The organism is Youhaiella tibetensis (assembly GCF_008000755.1).
Lineage (GTDB): Bacteria > Pseudomonadota > Alphaproteobacteria > Rhizobiales > Devosiaceae > Paradevosia > Paradevosia tibetensis.
On sequence record NZ_CP041690.1, the window covers coordinates 1,392,769 to 1,412,916 of the forward strand.

At 63.5% G+C, this 20,148-nt stretch carries 20 protein-coding genes; 12 read left to right on the forward strand and 8 right to left on the reverse strand.

Going from position 1 to position 20,148, the window contains the following annotated elements; genetic code table 11:
* Window positions 1-58: 58 nt before the first annotated feature.
* Complete coding sequence (gene dusA, locus FNA67_RS06800) at window positions 59-1,075, forward strand: tRNA dihydrouridine(20/20a) synthase DusA (RefSeq protein WP_147655492.1); 1,017 nt, start codon at window positions 59-61, stop codon at window positions 1,073-1,075.
* On the opposite strand, the gene FNA67_RS06805 is transcribed toward dusA, so the two are convergent.
* Window positions 1,076-1,762, reverse strand: coding sequence for a retropepsin-like aspartic protease family protein (locus FNA67_RS06805; RefSeq protein WP_049704481.1), 687 nt, complete (start codon window positions 1,760-1,762; stop codon window positions 1,076-1,078).
* A 57-nt stretch (window positions 1,763-1,819) separates the two neighbouring features.
* Window positions 1,820-2,383 (reverse strand): DUF1003 domain-containing protein, encoded by a 564-nt coding sequence (locus tag FNA67_RS06810; protein WP_049704482.1) that lies wholly within the window; start codon window positions 2,381-2,383, stop codon window positions 1,820-1,822.
* A 174-nt stretch (window positions 2,384-2,557) separates the two neighbouring features.
* Between FNA67_RS06810 and FNA67_RS06815 the strand changes: the two genes are divergently transcribed.
* Window positions 2,558-3,232: a glutathione S-transferase family protein gene (locus FNA67_RS06815; protein WP_147655493.1), complete on the forward strand. Its 675-nt coding sequence runs from the start codon at window positions 2,558-2,560 to the stop codon at window positions 3,230-3,232.
* Here the strand turns inward: FNA67_RS06815 and cobS are convergent, their stop codons facing one another.
* On the reverse strand, window positions 3,233-4,078 hold the full coding sequence (gene cobS / locus FNA67_RS06820) for an adenosylcobinamide-GDP ribazoletransferase (protein WP_170267238.1): 846 nt from the start codon (window positions 4,076-4,078) through the stop codon (window positions 3,233-3,235). It abuts the gene before it with no gap.
* A gap of 121 nt (window positions 4,079-4,199) precedes the next feature.
* Here cobS and cobT point away from each other — a divergent pair, with 121 nt between their 5' ends.
* A complete protein-coding gene (gene cobT, locus FNA67_RS06825) occupies window positions 4,200-5,216 on the forward strand; it encodes a nicotinate-nucleotide--dimethylbenzimidazole phosphoribosyltransferase (protein ID WP_147655495.1) in 1,017 nt (338 codons plus the stop codon).
* Between the two features lie 15 nt (window positions 5,217-5,231).
* Here the strand turns inward: cobT and FNA67_RS06830 are convergent, their stop codons facing one another.
* Window positions 5,232-6,761 carry an ATP-binding protein gene (locus tag FNA67_RS06830; RefSeq protein ID WP_244616506.1) on the reverse strand — a complete coding sequence of 510 codons (1,530 nt, stop codon included), beginning with the start codon at window positions 6,759-6,761 and terminating at the stop codon, window positions 5,232-5,234.
* A gap of 148 nt (window positions 6,762-6,909) precedes the next feature.
* Between FNA67_RS06830 and FNA67_RS06835 the strand changes: the two genes are divergently transcribed.
* Both FNA67_RS06835 and FNA67_RS06840 read left to right on the forward strand, forming a co-directional pair.
* Complete coding sequence (locus FNA67_RS06835) at window positions 6,910-7,425, forward strand: thermonuclease family protein (protein ID WP_170267239.1); 516 nt, start codon at window positions 6,910-6,912, stop codon at window positions 7,423-7,425.
* Window positions 7,426-7,532: 107 nt separating this feature from the next.
* On the forward strand, window positions 7,533-8,006 hold the full coding sequence (locus FNA67_RS06840; protein WP_049707884.1) for an Lrp/AsnC family transcriptional regulator: 474 nt from the start codon (window positions 7,533-7,535) through the stop codon (window positions 8,004-8,006).
* A gap of 2 nt (window positions 8,007-8,008) precedes the next feature.
* Here the strand turns inward: FNA67_RS06840 and moaA are convergent, their stop codons facing one another.
* Together moaA and FNA67_RS06850 are read right to left on the reverse strand one after the other, a co-directional pair.
* Window positions 8,009-9,046 carry a GTP 3',8-cyclase MoaA gene (gene moaA, locus FNA67_RS06845; protein ID WP_147655497.1) on the reverse strand — a complete coding sequence of 346 codons (1,038 nt, stop codon included), beginning with the start codon at window positions 9,044-9,046 and terminating at the stop codon, window positions 8,009-8,011.
* Window positions 9,047-9,129: 83 nt separating this feature from the next.
* The gene (locus FNA67_RS06850; RefSeq protein ID WP_049704488.1) at window positions 9,130-9,723 is read right to left on the reverse strand and encodes a L,D-transpeptidase; all 594 of its coding nucleotides are present in this window, start codon (window positions 9,721-9,723) and stop codon (window positions 9,130-9,132) included.
* A gap of 221 nt (window positions 9,724-9,944) precedes the next feature.
* On the opposite strand from FNA67_RS06850, the gene rpiA reads away from it, so the two are divergent.
* From rpiA to FNA67_RS06870, 4 genes are all read left to right on the forward strand, one after another.
* Entirely contained in the window at window positions 9,945-10,667 is a 723-nt protein-coding gene (gene rpiA, locus FNA67_RS06855) for a ribose-5-phosphate isomerase RpiA (RefSeq protein ID WP_147655498.1), read from the forward strand.
* A gap of 45 nt (window positions 10,668-10,712) precedes the next feature.
* Entirely contained in the window at window positions 10,713-11,228 is a 516-nt protein-coding gene (locus tag FNA67_RS06860) for a DUF2059 domain-containing protein (RefSeq protein ID WP_049704489.1), read from the forward strand.
* 99 nt (window positions 11,229-11,327) lie between these two features.
* Complete coding sequence (gene gor / locus FNA67_RS06865; RefSeq protein WP_147655499.1) at window positions 11,328-12,704, forward strand: glutathione-disulfide reductase; 1,377 nt, start codon at window positions 11,328-11,330, stop codon at window positions 12,702-12,704.
* Between the two features lie 100 nt (window positions 12,705-12,804).
* A complete protein-coding gene (locus FNA67_RS06870) occupies window positions 12,805-14,178 on the forward strand; it encodes a class II 3-deoxy-7-phosphoheptulonate synthase (protein WP_049704491.1) in 1,374 nt (457 codons plus the stop codon).
* A gap of 36 nt (window positions 14,179-14,214) precedes the next feature.
* Here the strand turns inward: FNA67_RS06870 and FNA67_RS06875 are convergent, their stop codons facing one another.
* Complete coding sequence (locus tag FNA67_RS06875; protein WP_244616510.1) at window positions 14,215-14,640, reverse strand: response regulator; 426 nt, start codon at window positions 14,638-14,640, stop codon at window positions 14,215-14,217.
* A 247-nt stretch (window positions 14,641-14,887) separates the two neighbouring features.
* On the opposite strand from FNA67_RS06875, the gene FNA67_RS06880 reads away from it, so the two are divergent.
* From FNA67_RS06880 to FNA67_RS06890, 3 genes are all read left to right on the forward strand, one after another.
* Entirely contained in the window at window positions 14,888-15,832 is a 945-nt protein-coding gene (locus tag FNA67_RS06880; protein ID WP_147655501.1) for a hypothetical protein, read from the forward strand.
* 100 nt (window positions 15,833-15,932) lie between these two features.
* Entirely contained in the window at window positions 15,933-17,606 is a 1,674-nt protein-coding gene (locus tag FNA67_RS06885) for an NAD+ synthase (protein ID WP_147655502.1), read from the forward strand.
* Window positions 17,603-18,928, forward strand: coding sequence for a glutamate--tRNA ligase (locus FNA67_RS06890; protein WP_147655503.1), 1,326 nt, complete (start codon window positions 17,603-17,605; stop codon window positions 18,926-18,928). Before FNA67_RS06885 ends, FNA67_RS06890 begins: the two co-directional genes overlap by 4 nt.
* Here the strand turns inward: FNA67_RS06890 and FNA67_RS06895 are convergent.
* Window positions 18,873-20,012 carry a DUF2865 domain-containing protein gene (locus tag FNA67_RS06895; RefSeq protein ID WP_170267240.1) on the reverse strand — a complete coding sequence of 380 codons (1,140 nt, stop codon included), beginning with the start codon at window positions 20,010-20,012 and terminating at the stop codon, window positions 18,873-18,875. The two genes, FNA67_RS06890 and FNA67_RS06895, sit on opposite strands and share 56 nt — an antisense overlap.
* Window positions 20,013-20,148 lie beyond the last annotated feature (136 nt).

Here is a 20,148-nt window from a genome sequence, read left to right on the forward strand (position 1 = left end):
AGCTGCCTGACACCTGCGTGTTTTGCGCTCGCGCCGCAAATTGTGTATGGCCAGCGCCATGAGCTTCGATCTCGCCACAGCGCGCCGCTTCAGCGTCGCCCCGATGATGGATTGGACGGACCGGCATTGCAGGATGCTGCACCGGCTACTGACCCGTCGCGCCCTGCTGTTCACCGAGATGGTCACCAGCGCCGCGCTCGTCCATGGCGATCCCGAGCGGCACCTGCGGTTTTCGTCGCTCGAACAGCCGGTCGCAGTGCAGCTTGGGGGCTCCGATCCAGCCGAACTGGCACGGGCCGTGGCGCTTTGCGACCAGTATGGCTATGCCGAAATCAACCTCAATGTCGGCTGTCCATCAGATCGGGTGCAGTCGGGCAAATTCGGCGCCTGCCTGATGGCGGAGCCCGACCTCGTGGCCGAGTGCGTGCGGGCCATGCGCGATGCCACCGATACGCCGGTCACGGTCAAATGCCGCATCGGCATAGATGACCAGGACACTGAAGAGAGCCTCGATCGTTTTGCTGACAAGATGGTCGATGCCGGTGTCGAGGCGCTCTACGTCCACGCCCGAAAGGCCTGGCTCAAGGGCCTCAGCCCCAAAGAAAACCGCACCATCCCGCCGCTGGATTACCCGCGCGTGCATCGCCTCGCCAAGCGGCTGGCACCCCTGCCGACCATGATCAATGGAGGTATCGAGACCCTGGACGACGCCGTCGCCCATCTTGAACACATGTCGGGGGTGATGCTGGGCCGGGCCGCCTACCACAATCCCATGCTGCTCGCTGAAGTCGACGCGCGCATCTTCGGCGAGACGGCGGGCGCAATGTCGTTGCGCGAAATCATGCTCGCCATGGCCGCTTATGCCGAGGGCGAACTCTCGCGCGGCGCGCGCATCAACCAGATCACGCGGCACATGCTCGGCCTGGCCAATGGCATGCCCGGGGCGCGCGTATTTCGGCAGATCCTATCGGTGGACGCCTGCAAGCCCGGTGCCGGTCCCGAAGTTCTCTTCAAGGCCCTCGATGCCGTCGAGGCTGCCGCGCAGAGACGCGAGCCCGAACTGCTGACGGCCTGATCAGTCCACCAGTTCCAACGAATTGCTGCTGACAGCGTAGCGCTTGAGCGTTTCCAGGAACGTCATGCCCAGAAGGCTGGTGTCCAGCGCATGCTCTTCGGCGACGAAGGCGCGCACGCCTTGCCGCTCGATGCCGCCCACGTTCATGTTATCCAGCCGCACGCTGGCGGCCTTGCCCATGCCGTTGGCGGTGGAAACCGAAACCGTGTAGCGCAGCGCGTCCGTATCGATCCCCGCCTTGCGGGCATCTTCCGACGTCAGCACCACCGCGCTGGCGCCCGTGTCGAAGATAAGGGGGATATCGGCGCCGTTGATATTGGCGCGCACCTGGAAATGCCCGCCCATGCCGCGCCGGAACGTTGCGGTGCCCGCATCGGAATCCACTACCGCTATACCCGGGGACAACTCGCCGAACACCCGGCCCGCCAGGCCCTGGATGTCATCGCGAAGGGTGTAGCCGACGATGGCGACGCCAAAAATGCCGACCCAGAGAACCAGCCCGCCAAAGAGCTCCGCGAACCGGCGTCTGCGCGAGAACATGCCGCCGGCGACCACGATCAGGATGATGAGTAGCGGCACCAGCTGCCCTGTCTGCTGCTGGTTCAGCCCGATGAGGGTTCCTGCGTCCGCGCTGATCATGAGCGCGAGCCCGGCGGCAACCAGCAGGGCGACTCCGATAAAGATCATGCGCGGCGATGCCTCGTCGTGTTCACACCTTCCATAAAGGTTGGCTTTGCGGCGAATTCAAGTACCGGCCGGGGGCTTTTCGAGAAGAAGACGGTTGAGCAGCTCGATCTGCTGCTCCTGGTAGCGCACGAGTTCCTCGAGCTGTTTGGTGCGAATCTGGTCGAGCTTCTCATGGAGGGCAATGATCTCGATTTCGGCCTTGAGGTTCACTTCATAATCATGGGCCGCCGCCTCGCGATCCTTGGCGGCCTGCCGGTTCTGGCTCATCATGATCACGGGAGCTTGGAGGGCGGCGAGCATGGAGAGCAGCAGGTTGAGGAAAATGAAGGGGTAGGGATCGAAGGCTCGACTGGCGAGGAGGAGATTGGAACTCGTCCACGCCAGCAGAACCAGTCCGAAAAGGATGATGAAGCTCCACGATCCGCCGAACAGGGCGACCTTGTCGGCCAGCCTCTCCCCGAATGTGAGCTCGCTTTCCTCTTCGAGGAGCGGCCTCGAAATTGGCCGCCGACCCATCGCCTTGCGCAGCACGCGCAGTTCGCTATCCAGCAGCTCGTCCGGCCGCTTGCCGAACCATCGATGTGCGGCCTCTTCGAGTGCCGCCGGGGTAATCTGGCTCATCTGGCTCTCCGTTGAGCGTTTGAGACCCGGTTTCTCCAAAATCCGGGTCACACGGAAGATATTTCGCGATCGGTCGCTGTGTGTGGTTACGGAGTTACTGGAAAGGAGTTGGTTCCTGATGGTAACTATAGATGTCTTAACTAGGCGACTCGTCGCAACAAGGATGCCGCAAATATGGCAAAGCTTACGCTCATCAGCTTCCCCACCTGTCCATACGTCCAACGGGCCATTATCGCGCTCAAGGAAAAGCAGGTCGATTTCGATGTCGTCTATATCGACCTTGCCAACAAGCCGGACTGGTTCCTGGCCATCTCCCCGCTCGGCAAGGTGCCTGTGCTCAAGGTGGAGCAGGACGATGGGCGCCAGGGCATCATCTTTGAGAGCGCTGTCATTCTCGAATATCTCGAGGAAACTGCACCGGGCGCGAGACTGCACCCGGCCGATCCCCTCGAGCGCGCGCAGCATCGCGCCTGGATGGAGTTCGGCTCGCAGGTCCTGGGCGACATCTGGAAGCTGAGCGCTGCCAAGACAGACGAAGAACTCGCGGCGGCCGAGCGCGCGCTGGATGGAAAGTTCGTTCGTCTGGAGGACACCGTGGCTGGCCCCTATTTCGCCGGGCAGGAGTTCAGCTACGTCGACACCGTCTTCGCCCCGGCCTTCCGTCAGATCGACGCAATCGAGTCGGTGTCCCCCACCGGTCTGCTCGATGCCTTCCCGACGCTGAGCGTCTGGCGCAAGGCGTTGCGCGAGCGCGCGAGCGTTCGCGATGCCGTCCCGGCCAATTTCGTCGATCTCTACCTTGCGCGCCTCAGGAAAAACGAGGCCGCGGTCCTCCGCAAGGCCGCCTGATCAGACGAAAACCAGGACCGCCAGGAAGACCGCGACTTCGATCAGCGCCTGGAGAGCGCCGATCAGGTCGCCGGTCTGGCCGCCCAGCAATCGCCGGCAGAGCGCACTCCAGCCCAGGGCAACGCCGATAGCGAGGATTACCGCCACGAGGAAGGCCAGCAGCCCGGCGGCGGGTGCCAGGAACACGAACCCCAGGGCAAGCGCGAACGCCATTCCGATCCCGAAGGCTGTCTTGCCGACCCGCCCCGCGGCCGCCGAGGCGCCATCCGCCCTGGCATTGGGAAGCGAAACCGTAAGCCAAAGCGCGCCCGAACGTGCCAGGATCATCGCCGCCAACCAGATCGCGGCCGCCTTGAGCGGGTGGATGGTAACCAGCGTACCGAGCGCGGCCACCCGCATCACCAGCAACAGGCACAGCGCCGCCACTCCATAGGTGCCGTGCCGGCTGTCCTTGAGAATTTCGAGCCGCCGCTCCCGGGTCGTACCGCCAAAGAGCCCGTCGGCTGCGTCTGCCAGCCCGTCCTCGGCCATGGCTCCCGTCACCAGCACCCAAAGCGCCACCGCAAACGCGGCCGCGAAAAGGCCCGGCAGCGCCAACCAGCCGCAAAGCGCAAGAACGGCCACCGGCGCGAGGCCGATGACAAGGCTGGCGAAGGGCAGGATTCGCGCGATCCGATTGAGATCAGGTTTTTCATGCTCCCCATCGCCAGTCGGCAGACGCGAGAAGAACCGCAGGGCCATGACAAGGTCGTCGACCATCCGCACCGGCTTGGGAGGACGCGGGTGGTTGTCGTTGCTCTTGCGCGGAATGGGGCGATCGCTTTCGGTGGGCGGTGCGACGTCCAATTGTCCTCGGTCTCCGGATTCGGTGTGGGCTAACATCGCATCGCTTCGACTTCCCGGCAAATTAATGGCAAAGGTTGCAGGCCCCGAGTCTTAAACTCTGCACGTACAGTCTGGAGCAGCCATGCCCGCACCCGCTTATGCCGATATCGTCGAACTGCTTGCCATCGTCCCCGATGGAGATGAGAGCGCGGTCGAGACCGTTCGGGCCCGACAGGCCACGCTGACCAAGCCGCAGGGTTCGCTAGGCCAACTCGAGGACATGGTGTCCTTCCTCGCCCGCTGGCAGGGTAACGGACACCCGACCCTTGAAAATCCGATGGTAGCCGTTTTCGCCGCCAATCACGGTGTGACCGACCAGGGTGTCTCTGCCTTCCCGCGCGAGGTCACCGCGCAGATGGTCGCCAATTTCACCAATGGCGGCGCCGCCATCTCCCAGATATGCGCGCTTCACGAAATCAACCTGCGCGTGTTCGAACTGGCTCTCGAACTGCCCACCGGTGACATCACGCGGGCCAATGCCATGGACGACAAGATGTGCGCCGCCACCATCGCCTACGGAATGGAGGCGATCGCGGGCAAGCCCGATCTGCTCTGCCTGGGCGAGATGGGGATCGGCAATACAACCGTCGCCGCCGCCGTCTACGCCGCCCTCTATGGCGGCACCGGCGCCGACTGGGTCGGTCGCGGCACCGGCGTCGATGATCAGGGGCTGGCGCGCAAGGCGGCTGCGGTCGACAACGCGCTGTTCTTCCACGCCGGCCACCTCGAAGATCCGCTGGAAATCCTTGCTCGCGTCGGTGGGCGCGAGATTGCCGCGATGCTTGGCGCTCTCATCGCCGCGCGCCATCAGAAGGTGCCGGTGATCGTGGACGGTTTCGTGGCCACTGCAGCAGCAGCCATCGCTCACGCGGTCAATCCTGAAGCCATCGACCACTGCCTCTTCGCCCATGTCTCGGCAGAAAGCGCCCACGGCAAGGCTCTTGAACATCTGGGCCGCAAGCCGTTGCTCGATCTGGGCATGCGCCTGGGTGAGGGCAGTGGGGCTGCTCTGGCGGCGGTGCTGGCAAAGACCGCGCTTCACCTGCACAACAACATGGCGACCTTCGATGAAGCGGCGGTCAGCAATCGCGCCAACTGACGCCCTGCGGCGCGCTCAGCCGGCTTCCGAGTAGATCTCGAGCCGGTTGCGCCGCTGGACGACCGGCGCCAGCGCATCCATGACGCGCGCCCGCGGGAACGTAGCGATGACCTCGGTCCCGAACCTGAGCTTGGAGAACAGGTCGAACCGTCCCTGGTGCAGTTCCATGATCTTCTGGACGATCGGCAGGCCCAGTCCCGCACCCTGCTCAGCGGTCTTGTGAGCCAGCGAACCCTGGCCGAAGGACGAGAGCACCGTTTCGATTTCTTCCTCGGGAATGCCGGGACCGTTGTCGCGTACCGAGATCAGCTGCCCGCCATCGCCTGAACGGGCTACCGTCAGGAACACCTTGCCGGCCTGGGGCGTAAACTTAACCGCGTTCGAGAGCAGGTTGAGGATTACCTGCCGGATGGCGCGCTCGTCGCCCCAGATCTTGGGCAGGTTGTCGGCATAGCTGAAATTGAGTTCTATGCCCTTGGCCTTGGCCCTGATCTCGACCATGCGACGGCAGTCTTCGGCGATGTCCACCAGCTGCACGGCTTCTTCATTGAGGTCGTACTTGCCCGCCTCGATACGGCTGAGGTCGAGCAGTTCGTTGATGAGGTTGAGCAGGTGCTGGCCGCTGGCGTGGATGTCGCCCGCGTATTCCTTGTATTGCGGCACGTGGTGAACGCCGAGAAGCTCGGACTTGAGCACCTCGGAGAACCCGATGATGGCGTTGAGCGGCGTACGCAGTTCGTGGCTCATGGTGGCGAGGAATTGCGACTTGGCGACATTGGCCTGCTCAGCGTGTCGACGCGCCTCGTCCGACATCTGCCGGGCGACCTTGAGCTCGGTGATCAACGCATCCTTCTCGGCCTGGTGGGCCACGGTCTCGAGCTCGGATGCATGCAACTGGCGCGCGAGGTAGATGAAAAACACTTCGCCGCCGATGGCCACGGCCGCGAGCGCGTAGTTGAGCGTACCGCCCAGCACCACGAGGTTGATGCTCACCGTCAGGACCGCGGGGAGGGTGCTGACCACCGTCGCCGCGGGCAGGGTGCGCGTTGCCACCGCATTGGTTGCCGCGCCCACCAGCACCATCGCAAAAAGCGCCACGGCAAGATTCTGCCCGCCACCCGTCAGCGTGAAGAGCGCGACCAGCGCCCAGGCTATGCCGTAAACCGTCTCGGCCGCGACGAACCCGGCGGTCGCCCTGCGGGCGTCGAATTTTTCCCGATCCGCCCCCACGAAGCGCCGGCACACCAGCACCACTCCGAGGTGTGCCGCGATCACGCTGCCGGCCCAGGCAGCGGCCACGAACGGTGGTACCCAGAGGCTGGAGAACAGGGCCAGGATGATGAGGAGAACCGGCATGGTCAGCGCGCCGGAAATGCGCGAGCCGGCATAGTCGGCGAGCAGTTCGTAATCGTAGGAGGCAAGCGTGCCAGAGCTCGAGGTAAGCCGCTCGCGCGCCTCGAATACGGCCTTCTGGGCCGTACGGCGCGGCTCCCGGCCCATCATGGACCGGACATCGGTCTCACTCGTCGCCGGATCGAACGGCATGAACTCTACTCGATTACTGACTATGCGAATAAGAAACGCTTTCGCTACTGTGGGGTAAAGCCTTGCCACGTCGTAGTTAATGGTCGGTGAAAGATTGGCCCCAAGTCGCAATTTGAGATCACGCCGAGGTGGGCTTCTTCAGTTCCTCATGGTGGTCGCGATCCTGGCGGGCGGGGCTGTCCTCGTAGCGCTGCTCGATCGCTCGGGCGGCGGGCTGGCCGGTCAGGCTCATGTCAGCGATGGCGACACCATCTCAATCAATGGCCAACGCGTTCGCATCGTGGGCATCGATGCGCCCGAACTCGACCAGACGTGCACCGACAAGGCTGGCAGCGCGTGGCGCTGCGGCAGGGAAGCGCGCGAACACCTCGTCGCGCTCATCGGCAAGGCTCCGGTCACCTGCGCATCCGAAGGGCGCGACAAGTATGGGCGGGTGCTAGGGCGCTGCGAGGCTGGCGGTGCGGATCTCGGCGCCGCCATGATCGAAGCGGGGTTCGCTGTTTCCTACGATGACTACAAGGTACGCGAAACGCTGGCCCGTATCGACCGGCGCGGTATCTGGGCCGGATCCTTCGAAACGCCTCAGAAATGGCGCAAGGACAAGGGCGCCGAGGAGCCCGCGTTCGATCTCCGTGGCTGGCTCCTGTCCTGGCTGGGGAATTGACAGGCGAAAGATTATTGCTTTGATACCGCCCGTGCAGTACGTGTCATGCCAATAATCACGAATTTCTTTCCAAAATTCGCAAACTGATTTCGGGGGCTGTAATGGCGCTGGATAAGATCGATCGCAAGATTCTGACGCTTCTTCAAAAGGATGCGACCATGCCGGTGGCGGAAATCGGCCGCAAGGTCGGCCTGTCCACTACCCCCTGCTGGCGTCGCATCCAGAAGATGGAAGAAGACGGGGTCATCAAGCGTCGCGTCGCGGTCCTCGACCCGGCCAAGGTCAATGCCGGCGTCACCGTCTTCGTTGCCGTCAAGACCAACGAGCACAACGAAACCTGGCTGCGCAAGTTCGCCGCCGTGGTGGAGGATTTCTCCGAGGTCGTCGAGTTCTACCGCATGAGCGGGGACGTCGATTACCTGCTGCGGGTCGTGGTGCCCGACATTGGAGCGTACGACACCTTCTACAAGAAGCTTATCGGCAAGATCGCGCTGACCGATGTCAGCTCTTCTTTCGCCATGGAGCAGATCAAGTACACCACCGCCCTGCCGCTCGAATTCGCCATCGTCAGCGACGAGTAGGGTCAGCCGCCCGTAACGCTCATGTGGCGCTTGAGGGCCGGCTCGCCATGGGCGCGGTCGAGCACGAAGTCGTGGCCCTTGGGCTTGAGTAGCATCGCCCGGTCGAGCGCCGTATCGAGCGCTTCGGGGCCGCCTTCGCGCAGCGCCAGCCGCAGGTCGACCATATCTTCCTGCCCCAGGCACATGAAGAGCTGGCCAGTGGCCGTCAGGCGCACCCGATTGCAGCTCTCACAAAAATTGTGGCTCATCGGCGTGATGAAGCCCAGCACGCCACCCGTTTCCTCCACTCTGACGTAACGGGCCGGGCCTCCGGTCGTCTGGTCGAGCTTGGTAAGGGTGTAGCGAGCGGCCAGCCGGTCGCGCAGTTCCTTTAGCGGCAGGTATTGGTCGACGCGGTCCACGCCGACTTCGCCCAGTGGCATCCCTTCGATCAGGGTCAATCCATAGCCGCGCGAATGCGCCCAATGCAGCATGGGCTCGATCTCGTCATCGTTGACCCCGCGCATGGCCACCATGTTGATCTTGATGGCGATGCCAGCCGCGCCGGCAGCCTGGAGGCCTTCGAGCACATCCTCCATTCGCCCGCGCCGCGTGATGGCCGCGAACCGCTCGGGGTCGAGCGTGTCGAGCGAGACGTTGATCCGCCGAACACCGGCTCGATGCAGCCCCTCGGCGTAACGGGAAAGCTGGCTGCCATTGGTGGTCAGCGTCAGCTCCTGCAACCCGTCGGCGCCAATATAGCCGCCGAGCTTGTCGACCAGCGCCATGATATCGCGCCTGACCAGCGGCTCGCCGCCGGTTAGGCGGACCTTGCGCACGCCACGCGCGACGAACGCGGCGACAATCGTGTCGATCTCTTCAAAACTCAGGACGTCCTTCTTGGGCAGGAACGTCATGTGCTCGGACATGCAGTAGACGCAGCGGAAGTCGCAGCGATCGGTCACCGATACGCGCAGGTAGCTGATCGTGCGGCCATAGCGATCCACGAGGGCGCGCTTCGGGACGCTTTCGATATCTGCCGATTTGAAAAGAACCGTCATGGCTGCATTTCTATCGTGCGTCGCAACAAACAGAAAGGGCCGGCCCAAAGGCCAGCCCTGCAAATTCCGGTGTTTGACTAAGCTTACTGGTGCACGACCACCGTGGCGCCGACCTTGGCGCGCTCGTAGAGATCGGTCACGTCATCATTGGTGAGGCGAATGCAGCCGGACGACACGGCCTGCCCGATGGTCCAGGGCTCCGAAGTGCCATGGAGGCGGTAGAGCGTCGAGCCGATGTAGAGAGCACGGGCGCCGAGCGGGTTGTTCGGGCCGCCGGGCATGTAGGCCGGCAGGTCGGGAACGCGCTTGCGCATGGCCGGGGGCGGGGTCCAGCCGGGCCACTCGGCCTTGCGGGTGATCCGGTGCGTACCGGACCAGCGGAAGCCGTCACGGCCCACGCCGATGCCATACTTCACGGCCTTGCCGCCGTCCAAGACGAAGTAAAGGCGGCGCTCGGACGTCTCAACAACAATGGTCCCGGGCGCGTACTTGCCGCTGTAAGAAACGACCTCGCGCTTGATCGGCGAGCCGCGTTTGCTTCTGGTCGCAACGACCGATGCATCTTCCCAGGTATTGGTATCGGGGTTGTAGATACGAGCCGCGGAAACCGGGGCGACCAGGGAAATACTCAGCAAAGCCGACAGCGCAACTGCTATGACGGTCTTCAAGGAATTCATTTGTCTGACTGTGCCTCTGACAGTAAAGCCGCCGCGTCTACACGCGAGGGCCAGTGATTCCGGTTGCTTACCCGGTTTCGGGTGAAGTCGCAAAGTGCATGCCACGATTCGGCCACATCCCGGTAAGGTTACAAAGACGTGTGTTGCTAGGAAGTTACAGATGACGTTCACCACGGCGTGAACGCCGCGGTTGACAGGGGCTTGCGGGCCTTCTAGCAGCCATGCTTGAAAGCAGCGAAAGCGGGGGTCCCGTGAACGAAGATCTGAAGCGCGAAGCGGCCGCCATGGCGCTGCTCGAGGTGCGGCCCGGGATGAAGCTGGGGTTGGGCACTGGTTCGACCGCCAGGCATTTCGTGGATTTGCTCGGCGCCAAGGTCGCCCAGGGCTTCGAGTGCCTCTGCGTGCCGACCTCCGAAGCCACCGCGGCCCAAGCCCGCAGCCTCAATATCCCGCTCACCGACCTTGAAAGCCTGCCCCATCTCGACATGACCGTTGATGGCGCCGACGAAATCGGGCCCGGCCTGGCGCTCATCAAGGGCGGCGGCGGAGCGTTGCTGCGCGAAAAGATCGTTGCCGCGGCCTCCGATCGCATGGTGGTCATCGCCGACGCGACCAAACTCGTCGACACGCTCGGCCGTTTTCCCTTGCCGATCGAGGTCAATCCCTTCGGCCTTGGCGCCACGCAGATCGAGCTGACCCGCATCCTCAAGGAATTCGATGCCGAGGGCGGGCTGTCCTTGCGACACGACAAGGCGGGAAAAACCTTCGTTACCGACGGCGGGCACTACATTTTCGATGCTTCTTTTGGCCGTATTTCGCAGCCAAAAGCGCTCTCCGATGCCTTGCTGGAGGTGCCCGGTGTGGTGCAGCATGGCCTTTTCCTGGGCCTGTGCAAGCGCGCCTACGTCGCCGGAGCCGACGGGATCAAGACTTACGACGCCTGACGGCGCAACCAATGGGTGGAACAACTCAACATGGGTAACAACGCAATGACCAGTTTCCGTAAGCGCGCCGCGCTCGTTTTGGTGGCCGCGCTGTCGCTGGCCTCTATCGCCTTTACCGCCCTGCCGGCCGCCGCGCAGGAACTGGCGCCCGAGCATCTCGCTCTCGCCCGCAAGTATGTCGACCTCACGGACAAGTCCTCGGTCTACGAGGTCGCCCTGCTCGAGACCGGCGTGCAGGTGATGCGTCAGCTCATCGTGCAGAACCCGGAAGTTTCCAAGCAGCTCGACGCCGCCATCACCAAGACCCTGGACGAATACAAGGCCAAGAAGGGCGAACTGCTCGACCAGTTCGCGCGCATCTATGCGCTGCGCCTGTCGATGGAAGAACTCCAGCAGATCGTAGCTTTCTACGAGTCTCCGGCGGGCTCCAAGCTCGCCCAGGTCAATGCCGAAGCCAACCAGGACCTCCAGAAGGTCATGCAGGTCTTCCAGAACAACCTGCAGATCGAATTCATGGCCAAGGTCCGCGCCGAACTGAAGGCTCAGGGCGTCAATCTCTGATCTGGCTGCATTGCTGCCATATGCGACTGATGAAGGCCTCGCTTTGTGCGGGGCCTTTTCTTATGTAAGGGCACCATTGTCGCAAGCAGGAGTCGACCCTTGAGCCAGACCTATGATCTCGTCGTGATTGGTGCAGGCTCCGGCGGAGTACGCGCGGCGCGCATCGCGGCCAACCTGGGCGCCAAGGTTGCCATCATCGAGGAATATCGGGTCGGCGGCACCTGCGTGATCCGCGGCTGCGTTCCCAAGAAGCTGTTCGTCTATGCCAGCCGCTTCACCGACATGTTCTCGGTGGCCGAGAGCTTCGGCTGGCAGGTCGACGCCAAGTTCGATTGGCCGACCCTGGTCGCCAACAAGGACAAGGAAATCGCACGCCTCGAGGCGGCCTATGTTGCCGGGCTCGAAAAGCCCGGTGTCGAGATCATCCGGGATCGCGGCGTACTGGTAGATGCCAACACCGTGCGTCTGGTCAACGAAGGCAGGGACCTTTCGGCCAAATACATCCTGATCGCCACCGGCGGGCACCCCTACGTCCCCGATATTCCGGGCAAGGAGCATGGCATCACCTCCAACGAGGCCTTCCATCTCAAGCGCCTGCCGCACTCCATCCTCATCGAAGGCGGTGGCTATATCGCGGTCGAGTTTGCCACCATCTTCGCTGGCCTGGGCGTCCAGACAACGATCAACTATCGCGGCAACCAGATCCTGCGCGGCTTTGATGCCGATGTGCGCACGAGCCTGGAGGCGGGCCTGGAAGCGCGGGGCATCAAGCTCATCTACGAGACCACCATCCGCTCCCTCAAGCGGCACGATAACGACGTCGTGGTCGAGTTCAGCGATGGCACCACCGCGCCCTATGGCGCCGTGATGTTCGCGACCGGTCGCCGGGCGAACATTCATGGGCTCGGTCTGGACAAGGCCGGCGTGGCCATGACGCCCGACAACTTCATTTCGGTGGATTCCTTCTCCAAGACTTCAGTAGACAGCATCTACGCGGTGGGCGACGTCACGGGCCGCGCTGCCCTGACCCCTGTCGCCATCCGCGAGGGCCAGGCCTTTGCCGAAACGATCTTCGGCGGCAACCCCACTTCGGTCGATCTTTCGCTCCTGCCCACCGCCGTCTTTGCCGAGCCGGAGGTCGGAGTTATCGGGCTGACCGAAGAAGAGGCCCTGACCGGCCACCCGGATCTTGAGGTCTATGTCACCCGTTTCCGGCCGATGATGAACACCCTCTCCACCCGCAGCGAGCGCGTCATGATGAAGCTCATCACCGCCGCCAATGGCGGCAAGGTGCTGGGCGTCCATATCGTGGGGCCGAGCGCCGCGGAGATGATCCAGCTTGTTGCCATTCCCATGGCGATGGGGGCCACCAAGGCCGATTTCGACCGCGCGATCGCCGTGCATCCCACCGCGGCCGAGGAACTGGTGACCTTCAAGGCACCGACCTACCGCTACAAGGATTGTGTGAAGGTCTAGCGCCTTCACACTACCAATTGCTGCTTGGCACCGCCGCCTTGTCGCTGTAAACCGCCATCCCGGCCCTCGTGAGGGGCCAAGCAAGGCGAGTTAGCAGCAAATGAGCACCTGGACCCCCGCAAGCTGGCGCAACAAAACCATCTCGCAGGTCCCGGCCTATCCGGACCCGGCGGCACTTGAAGACGCAGAGCGCCAGCTCGCTTCGTTCCCGCCGCTGGTGTTCGCTGGCGAAGCGCGCGAGTTGAAGGCCTCGCTGGCCGAAGTCGCGCGCGGCAATGCCTTCCTGCTCCAGGGCGGTGACTGCGCCGAAAGCTTTGCCGAGCACGGTGCCGATCACATCCGCGACTTCTTCCGCGTGTTCCTGCAGATGGCGGTGGTCCTGACTCACGGCGGCAGCAAGCCCGTGGTCAAGGTTGGCCGCATCGCCGGCCAGTTCGCCAAGCCGCGCTCGGCCGATACGGAAACAGTCGATGGCGTTTCGCTGCCCAGCTATCGCGGCGACATCATCCACGACATCGCTTTTAACGAAGAGGCGCGCCGGCCCGATCCGCAGCGCCTGCTGATGGCCTATCGTCAGTCGGCCGCCACGCTCAACCTCCTGCGCGCCTTCGCCTCGGGCGGCTATGCCGACCTGACCCGCGTCCACGAATGGACCGTCGGCTTCATGAAAGGCTCCAACTGGTTCCCGCGCTACGAGGAAGTGGCCCAGAAGATCGATGACGCCATCCACTTCATGGCGGCGCTCGGCCTCAACCCCGACAACACGCCGGCCCTGCGCGAGACCAAGTTCTATACCAGCCACGAGGCGCTGCTGCTCGGCTACGAGCAGGCCCTGACCCGTCGTGACTCGATCACCAATGACTGGTACGCCACCTCCGGCCACATGCTCTGGATCGGCGACCGCACGCGCCAGCCCGACCAGGCCCATGTCGAGTACTTCTCGGGCATCAAGAACCCGATCGGCATCAAGTGCGGCCCCTCGCTTTCCAGCGATGACCTACTGCGCCTCCTCGACAAGCTCAACCCCAGCGACGAGGCTGGCCGCATCACCCTCATCGGACGTTTCGGCGCCGACAAGGTGCGCGACAACCTTCCGCGCCTCATCGAGACGGTCAAGAAGGCCGGCCGGACGGTCGTCTGGTGCTCCGATCCCATGCACGGCAATACCGTCAAGGCCTCCAACGGCTACAAGACCCGCCAGTTCGACAAGGTGCTCGACGAGGTGAAGTCGTTCTTCGATGTCCATCGCGAGATGGGCACCTATGCCGGCGGCGTGCATATCGAGATGACCGGTGACGACGTGACCGAATGCACCGGCGGCGTTTCGGCCGTGACCGAGGCGAACCTCAAGGATCGCTACCACACCTATTGCGACCCGCGCCTCAACGCCAGCCAGGCCCTGGAACTGGCCTTCCTCGTCGCCGAGGAAATCCACGCCCAGCCGGCTCGCCCGGCCAAGATCGCTGGTCTCTGAGGAGGGTAGGGTTGCCGCGCCCGGGTGGCGCGGCGCCTAGGCCGCCGACTCGAAGAGTTGCAGGCTGCGCGGCGGAATGTCGTGCTCGGCGACGCGCCGGGCCACGGCGTAACGAATAGCCTGGCGCAGCTCGGTATCCGCGACGGGTTTGGTCAGCACGCCAAGGGTGCCTGGAACGCCTTTGCCCAATTGCTCGGGATTGGCTGTCATGAACAGCACGGTGATGCCGCGCTCGGCCAGTTCACGCCCGATATGGGGACCGGTCGCGCCATCGCGCAGGTTGATGTCCACCAGCGCGATGTCGGCCTTTTCGGCAATGCGCAAGGCACCAGCCTTGTCGGCGGCGATGCCGACGGGCGTCAGGCCCATTTCGTCCAGAACGCTTTCGATCTCGATGGCGACGAGAATTTCGTCCTCCACCACCATCACGCGTTCAGCAGTATGCTCAGGTTGTTTTTGCATCTTCATTCACTTTCAGCCGCCCAACCCGCGACTCAGCGATATGGTTGCAACGATGAACGCTCAATTCACTAAGATTGAAAACAATAGTTACTGAAAATCTGTGAACGGATGCTTCGAGGTCGCCTCACACGTGCTCGAATGGGACGGCGGGCCAGCGCTTTCAGCGACTTAGTACAACATTAACCCTAATGGGCGATGAATGGAGTGTACGGGAGACCGCCATGGGGGCGGCGAGCCGGAGGACGCCATGTATCGTTTGGTCCCAGCCCTTGCCTTGTCAGCTTTCGCGCTTTGCGCCGCGGCGCCGGCCCTAGCGGCGGACTATCCGGACGGGTTCCGCCCCAGCTACCCCGACAATTTCGATACCTACGAGCCCCTCGGCTTCGAAGCGGGCCTGCGCTACTGGTATTCCTGGGGCCAGCAGAAGGCCGATCTCGGCAGTGGGCAGCTCAACTCCGATGATCGGACCAGCATCGTCGAAGGTCATTTGCGGATCGACGACTACTCGACCCAGAGCTACGTGAAAGGCCTGGCTGGCTACTCCACCGTCATCAACGGCAACTATCAGATCGGCGCCAACGCTCCCGGCTCGATCGAGGCAGGGCGCGTTGCCTATGCCGGTGCCGATTTCGGCTGGTCACCCTTCGGCTGGGCTCCCGGCGGCAATGGCGTCTACGGCTTCCTGGGCTACCAGTACTGGAATGACTCGCCTGAGATGGGGCGTGGCCCGTTCGTCGTGAGCCTCGATGGCAGCGGCAACCCCAATGCCTTCGACAGCGCCGTCAACAATCTCGACATCAGCGCGCTGCGGCTGGGTCTGGCCGGACGCGCCGATTTCGGCATGTTCGACGTCACCGCGGAAGTCGCGGCCATTCCATACGCTTGGATGTCGGGCACGCTCGGCACCGGCTCGATTTCGCCGTTCAACTATGGCGGCAACACCTACTACCAGGCCTCCGCCACCAATGTGAGCGGCTGGGGCTATGGCGCCATGGGCGAGGTAATGGTCGGCGTCAAGCCCATCGAGAACATGGCCATCCGCGCCGGCGCACGTGCCTGGTATGTCGGGGGTAACCTCGACTACACCTACGAGGCCATTTCTGACACTGCAGGTCGCCAGGGCTTCATCGGCAAATCCTGGGTTTCCGCTTTCCGCTACGGCCTGCTCGCCGAACTTACCTACAAGTTCTAGGGCCGGGATTGTTCCTGCATCCCTCGCGTTTCCGCATCCGCTTGCCCTTGCCGGGGTGAGCGGATAAGTCTTTGCCGTCTTTGAACCCGGGCCGTTTTCCGTGACAGATCGCCTCCGTATCGCCCTTGCGCAGCTCAATCCCAAGGTTGGCGACCTCAAGGGCAACCTTGCCCTGGGGCGCAAGGCATTGGCCGATGCCGTCGAGGCGAAGGCCGATATCCTGATGTTTTCCGAACTGTTCCTCACCGGGTATTTCCCCGAGGACCTGTTCTTCAAGCGCCAGTTCGTGGATGACGCCATCGCCGCTGCGCGCGAGCTCACCGCCGCGACCGCCGGTACCAATGTCAGCCTCGTGCTGCCGACCGTATGGCGCGACGAGGAAGGGCTGCGCAACGCCGTGATCCTGGCAGAGAACGGGCGCGTCACCGCCCGCCGCTTCAAGCGCGAACTGCCCAACGACGACGTTTTTTACGAACGGCGCTACTTCGTGCCGGGCGACCTCGCCGAGCCGGTCACGATCAAGGGCGTCTCGATCGGTATCCCAATCTGCGAGGACATCTGGCACGCAGACGTTTGCGAGCACCTGGTCGATAACGGCGCGCGCCTGCTGCTCTGCCCCAATGGCTCGCCCTATTGGCGCAACAAGCAGGACATGCGCAAGGAACTGGTGCTGGCGCGTGTCAATGAAGACAATGTCCCCTTGATCTACCTCAACCAGGTGGGCGGGCAGGATGAGCTTGTCTTCGACGGCGCCTCCTTCGCCATCGAGCCCGGCGGGCGCCTCGCCCTGCAGGGAAAATCCTTCGAGGAAGATTTCATCGTCAGCGATTGGGTGCACACCGACAACGGCTGGCGTTGCGGGAACGGGCAGGTCGTGCCGCTGGTGTCGAGCGACGAGGCGCCCTGGCGCGCCTGCATCCTCGGCTTGCGCGACTATGTCTACAAGAACGGCTTCAAGCAGGTGGTGCTCGGCCTCTCCGGTGGCATCGACAGTGCCGTGGTCGCCACCATGGCCGTCGACGCGCTCGGTCCGGAAAACGTCCACTGCCTGATGCTCCCTTACCGCTACACCTCCGAGGAGAGCCTGCGCGACGCAAAGGATTGCGCCGAACGGCTCGGGGTGCGCTACGACATCGTCTCCATCGGCGCCCCCGTCGACGATGCGCTCGAGGAGCTAGCGCCCGTCTTCGGCAACAAGCCGCAGGACCTCACCGAGGAGAACATCCAGTCGCGCATGCGCGGCCTGGTGCTCATGGCGGTTTCCAACAAGTTCGGCTCGATGCTGCTCACCACCGGCAACAAGTCCGAGATGTCGGTCGGCTACGCCACGATCTACGGTGACATGAACGGCGGCTTCAATCCGCTCAAGGACATGCTCAAGATGCAGGTCTACCGGCTGGCCCGCTGGCGCAACGAAAACCTGCCCGGCAATGTGCTGGGGCAGCGCGGCGAAGTCATTCCGCAAGCGATCATCGACAAGGCCCCCAGCGCCGAGCTGCGTCCCAACCAGACCGACCAGGACAGCCTGCCGCCCTATCCGGTGCTCGACGCCATCCTTGAGGGATTTGTCGAGGAGGAGCTTTCGATCAAGGAACTGGTGGCGCGTGGCTTCGAGCTCGAGACCGTCAAGCGCATCGAAAAGCTGCTCTACATCGCCGAATACAAGCGCCGACAGTCCGCCCCTGGCGTCAAGCTGACCGCCAAGGCGCTGGGCCTCGGCCGTAAATACCCGATCACCAACGGCTATCGCGACGATAGCGGGAACATCAATTGACCACCGTCCGCTACGCGCCGTCCCCCACGGGTCGGCTCCACCTGGGCAACGCGCGCCCCGCCTTGCTCAACTGGTTCTTCGCTCGCTCGCATTCGGGCACCTACATCCTGCGGATGGACGACACCGATACCGCCCGCTCGACCCGCGAGTTTGCCGACGGCATCGAGCGCGACCTCGCCTGGCTCGGCATCGTGCCCGACGCTCTGGTCCGCCAGTCCGAACGGACTGCCCTTTACGAAACCGCCAAGCTCAAGCTCATCGAGAGTGGGCGCCTCTACCCCGCCTACGAAACTGAAGACGAACTGGACCGCCGTCGCAAGCGCGCCCGCGCCATGGGCAAGCCCCCGATCTACGATCGTGCCGCGCTTCGCCTGACCGCGGAGGATCGCGCCAGGCTCGAAGGGGAAGGGCGCAAGCCGCACTGGCGTTTCAAGCTCGATGGCAAGCCGGTCCATTTCACCGACCTCATCAAGGGCGAGCAGACCGTCAATACCGCCTCGATGTCCGATCCGGTGCTGGTGCGCGAGGACGGCTCGTTTCTTTACACGCTCCCCTCGGTGGTCGACGACATCGACCTGGGCATCACTCATGTGATCCGGGGCGAGGACCATGTGTCCAACACCGGTACCCAGATCGAGATCTTCGAGGCGCTGGGCGGCAAGGTGCCGTTTTTCGCCCACCACAACCTGCTCACCGATGCCGAGGGCCAGGGCTTTTCAAAGCGCCTGGGTTCGCTGTCGCTCTCCGATCTGCGCGAGCAGGGCTACGAGTCGCTGGCGGTTGCCGAAATGGCGGCCCTGACCGGCACCTCGCTCCCCATCGAGCCCTACGAGAGCCTCGACGCCATCGCCTCCCGGCTCGAACTCTCCATGATCTCGCACGGCTCGGCGCGCTTCGATCCGGCCGAACTGGATTCGCTTAACGCCCGCATCCTCCACGCCATGCCCTATGAGCTGGCGCGGCCACGCCTCGAGGAACTGGGGCTGGCCAGCGAGCCGCTTTGGCTCGCCAATCGGCAAAATTTGAATAGATTTTCGGACATCCAGGAGTGGTCCAAACTGATCTCTGGCCCGGTCGTGCCGATCATCGAGCCTGAAGATCGCGAGTTCATCGACCTGGCCCGCGACATGCTGCCTGCCGAGCCCTGGGACGAGGCCACCTGGATCCTCTGGACCAACGCGCTCAAGGAAAGGACTGGCCGCAAGGGCAAGTCACTGTTCCTGCCGCTGCGCATGGCTCTGACGGGCCGTCACGACGGCCCCGAGCTCAAGGCGCTGCTGCCGTTACTTGGGCGTAGGGTGTGTCAGGACCGACTATCCTGACGGTCTTGTCCCCGAAATGAATAATTCGCTCGCCGGCCTCTGCCGGCTGGGCGGTTACCGTCGGCGCGACCGTGCCGGGACGGCGGCGGGGCAGGGGAACGTTCACCGAAGCGATGCTGGCCATCTGAACGGGGGCGAGCGTGGTAACCTGCTGGCCGCGCCGTGGATCGCGCTTGGGCATCGGAAACCCAAGGTCGGCGAAGTTGACCACCGATTGCGCGTCTTGCCCGTCGCCTCCCGCTCCCATCACCGAGACCGAGCCCTGCGCAGGCGCTGCGTTGCATGAGGCCGTCAGGTCCACCTGCTTGCGATAGGCAAAGGCGAACGGCATCGAGGCATAGGCCGAGCCATCCAGGTTCACCATCTGCTCTGGCTCCTGGCCGGGGTTCTTGTAATAGTAGAGGTCTACCGGCGTGCCGGGGCAGGTCTCCTGGCACTGGTAGGCGTCCTGGCCCAGGTAATCGGGCAGGGTGGAATAGCTGATCGGCCAGAAGTAACCGTCGCTCTTGCGCACGCACACCGTGCGGATGGTGCCGTAGCCCATGCCGGTATACTGGTCGCCTACGATGTCGCCTTCGGTGAACTGGCCCTGCTGGTTGGTGTAGCCGCCAAAGAGGCGATCGAAGAGGCCGCCACGATTGGTGTTGTCCTGCTGGGTGACCGTGGCCTGCGAGCCGGAATTGCAGCCGAAGCGCATCATTTCCTGCAGCACGGTTTCGCGCTGCTGGCTGACCGCCGCGGCGGTGTTGACCGAGTTGGTCAACTCGTCGCGCTGCTGGCGGCCCTTGATGATGGTCCGCGCCAGCGCCTGGCATTCCCGGGTGAGTTGCTGGCCCGCCTTGGCGGCTGCGTTGCAGCCCGTGCGCACATAGGCGCTTTCGGCATCCTGCACCTGGCCGGCCACGATCCGCGCCTGCTCCGAATTGCTCTGGCCGAGCCGGAAATCGTTGTTGCGTTCGAGCTGGCTCAACTGTCGCTGCAGCTGCGAACAGGCATTGGCCTGGGCATAGGCCTCGGTGACGTCCAGTACCGCGCCCACAGCCATCGCCGCGAACAAGGCGAATAAGCGGATCGCGTTTTTCATTGAAACCTGCATGCCCGGGTGCCTAACTCCGTGGACGGCTAATGTTGGATTGTGCCAAAACCGCGGCTGCTTAAGGAAACCGACAGACAAGCACAGCACTATGCCCACCCGTGGTTAGCCAATAGCGCTGCCGCTG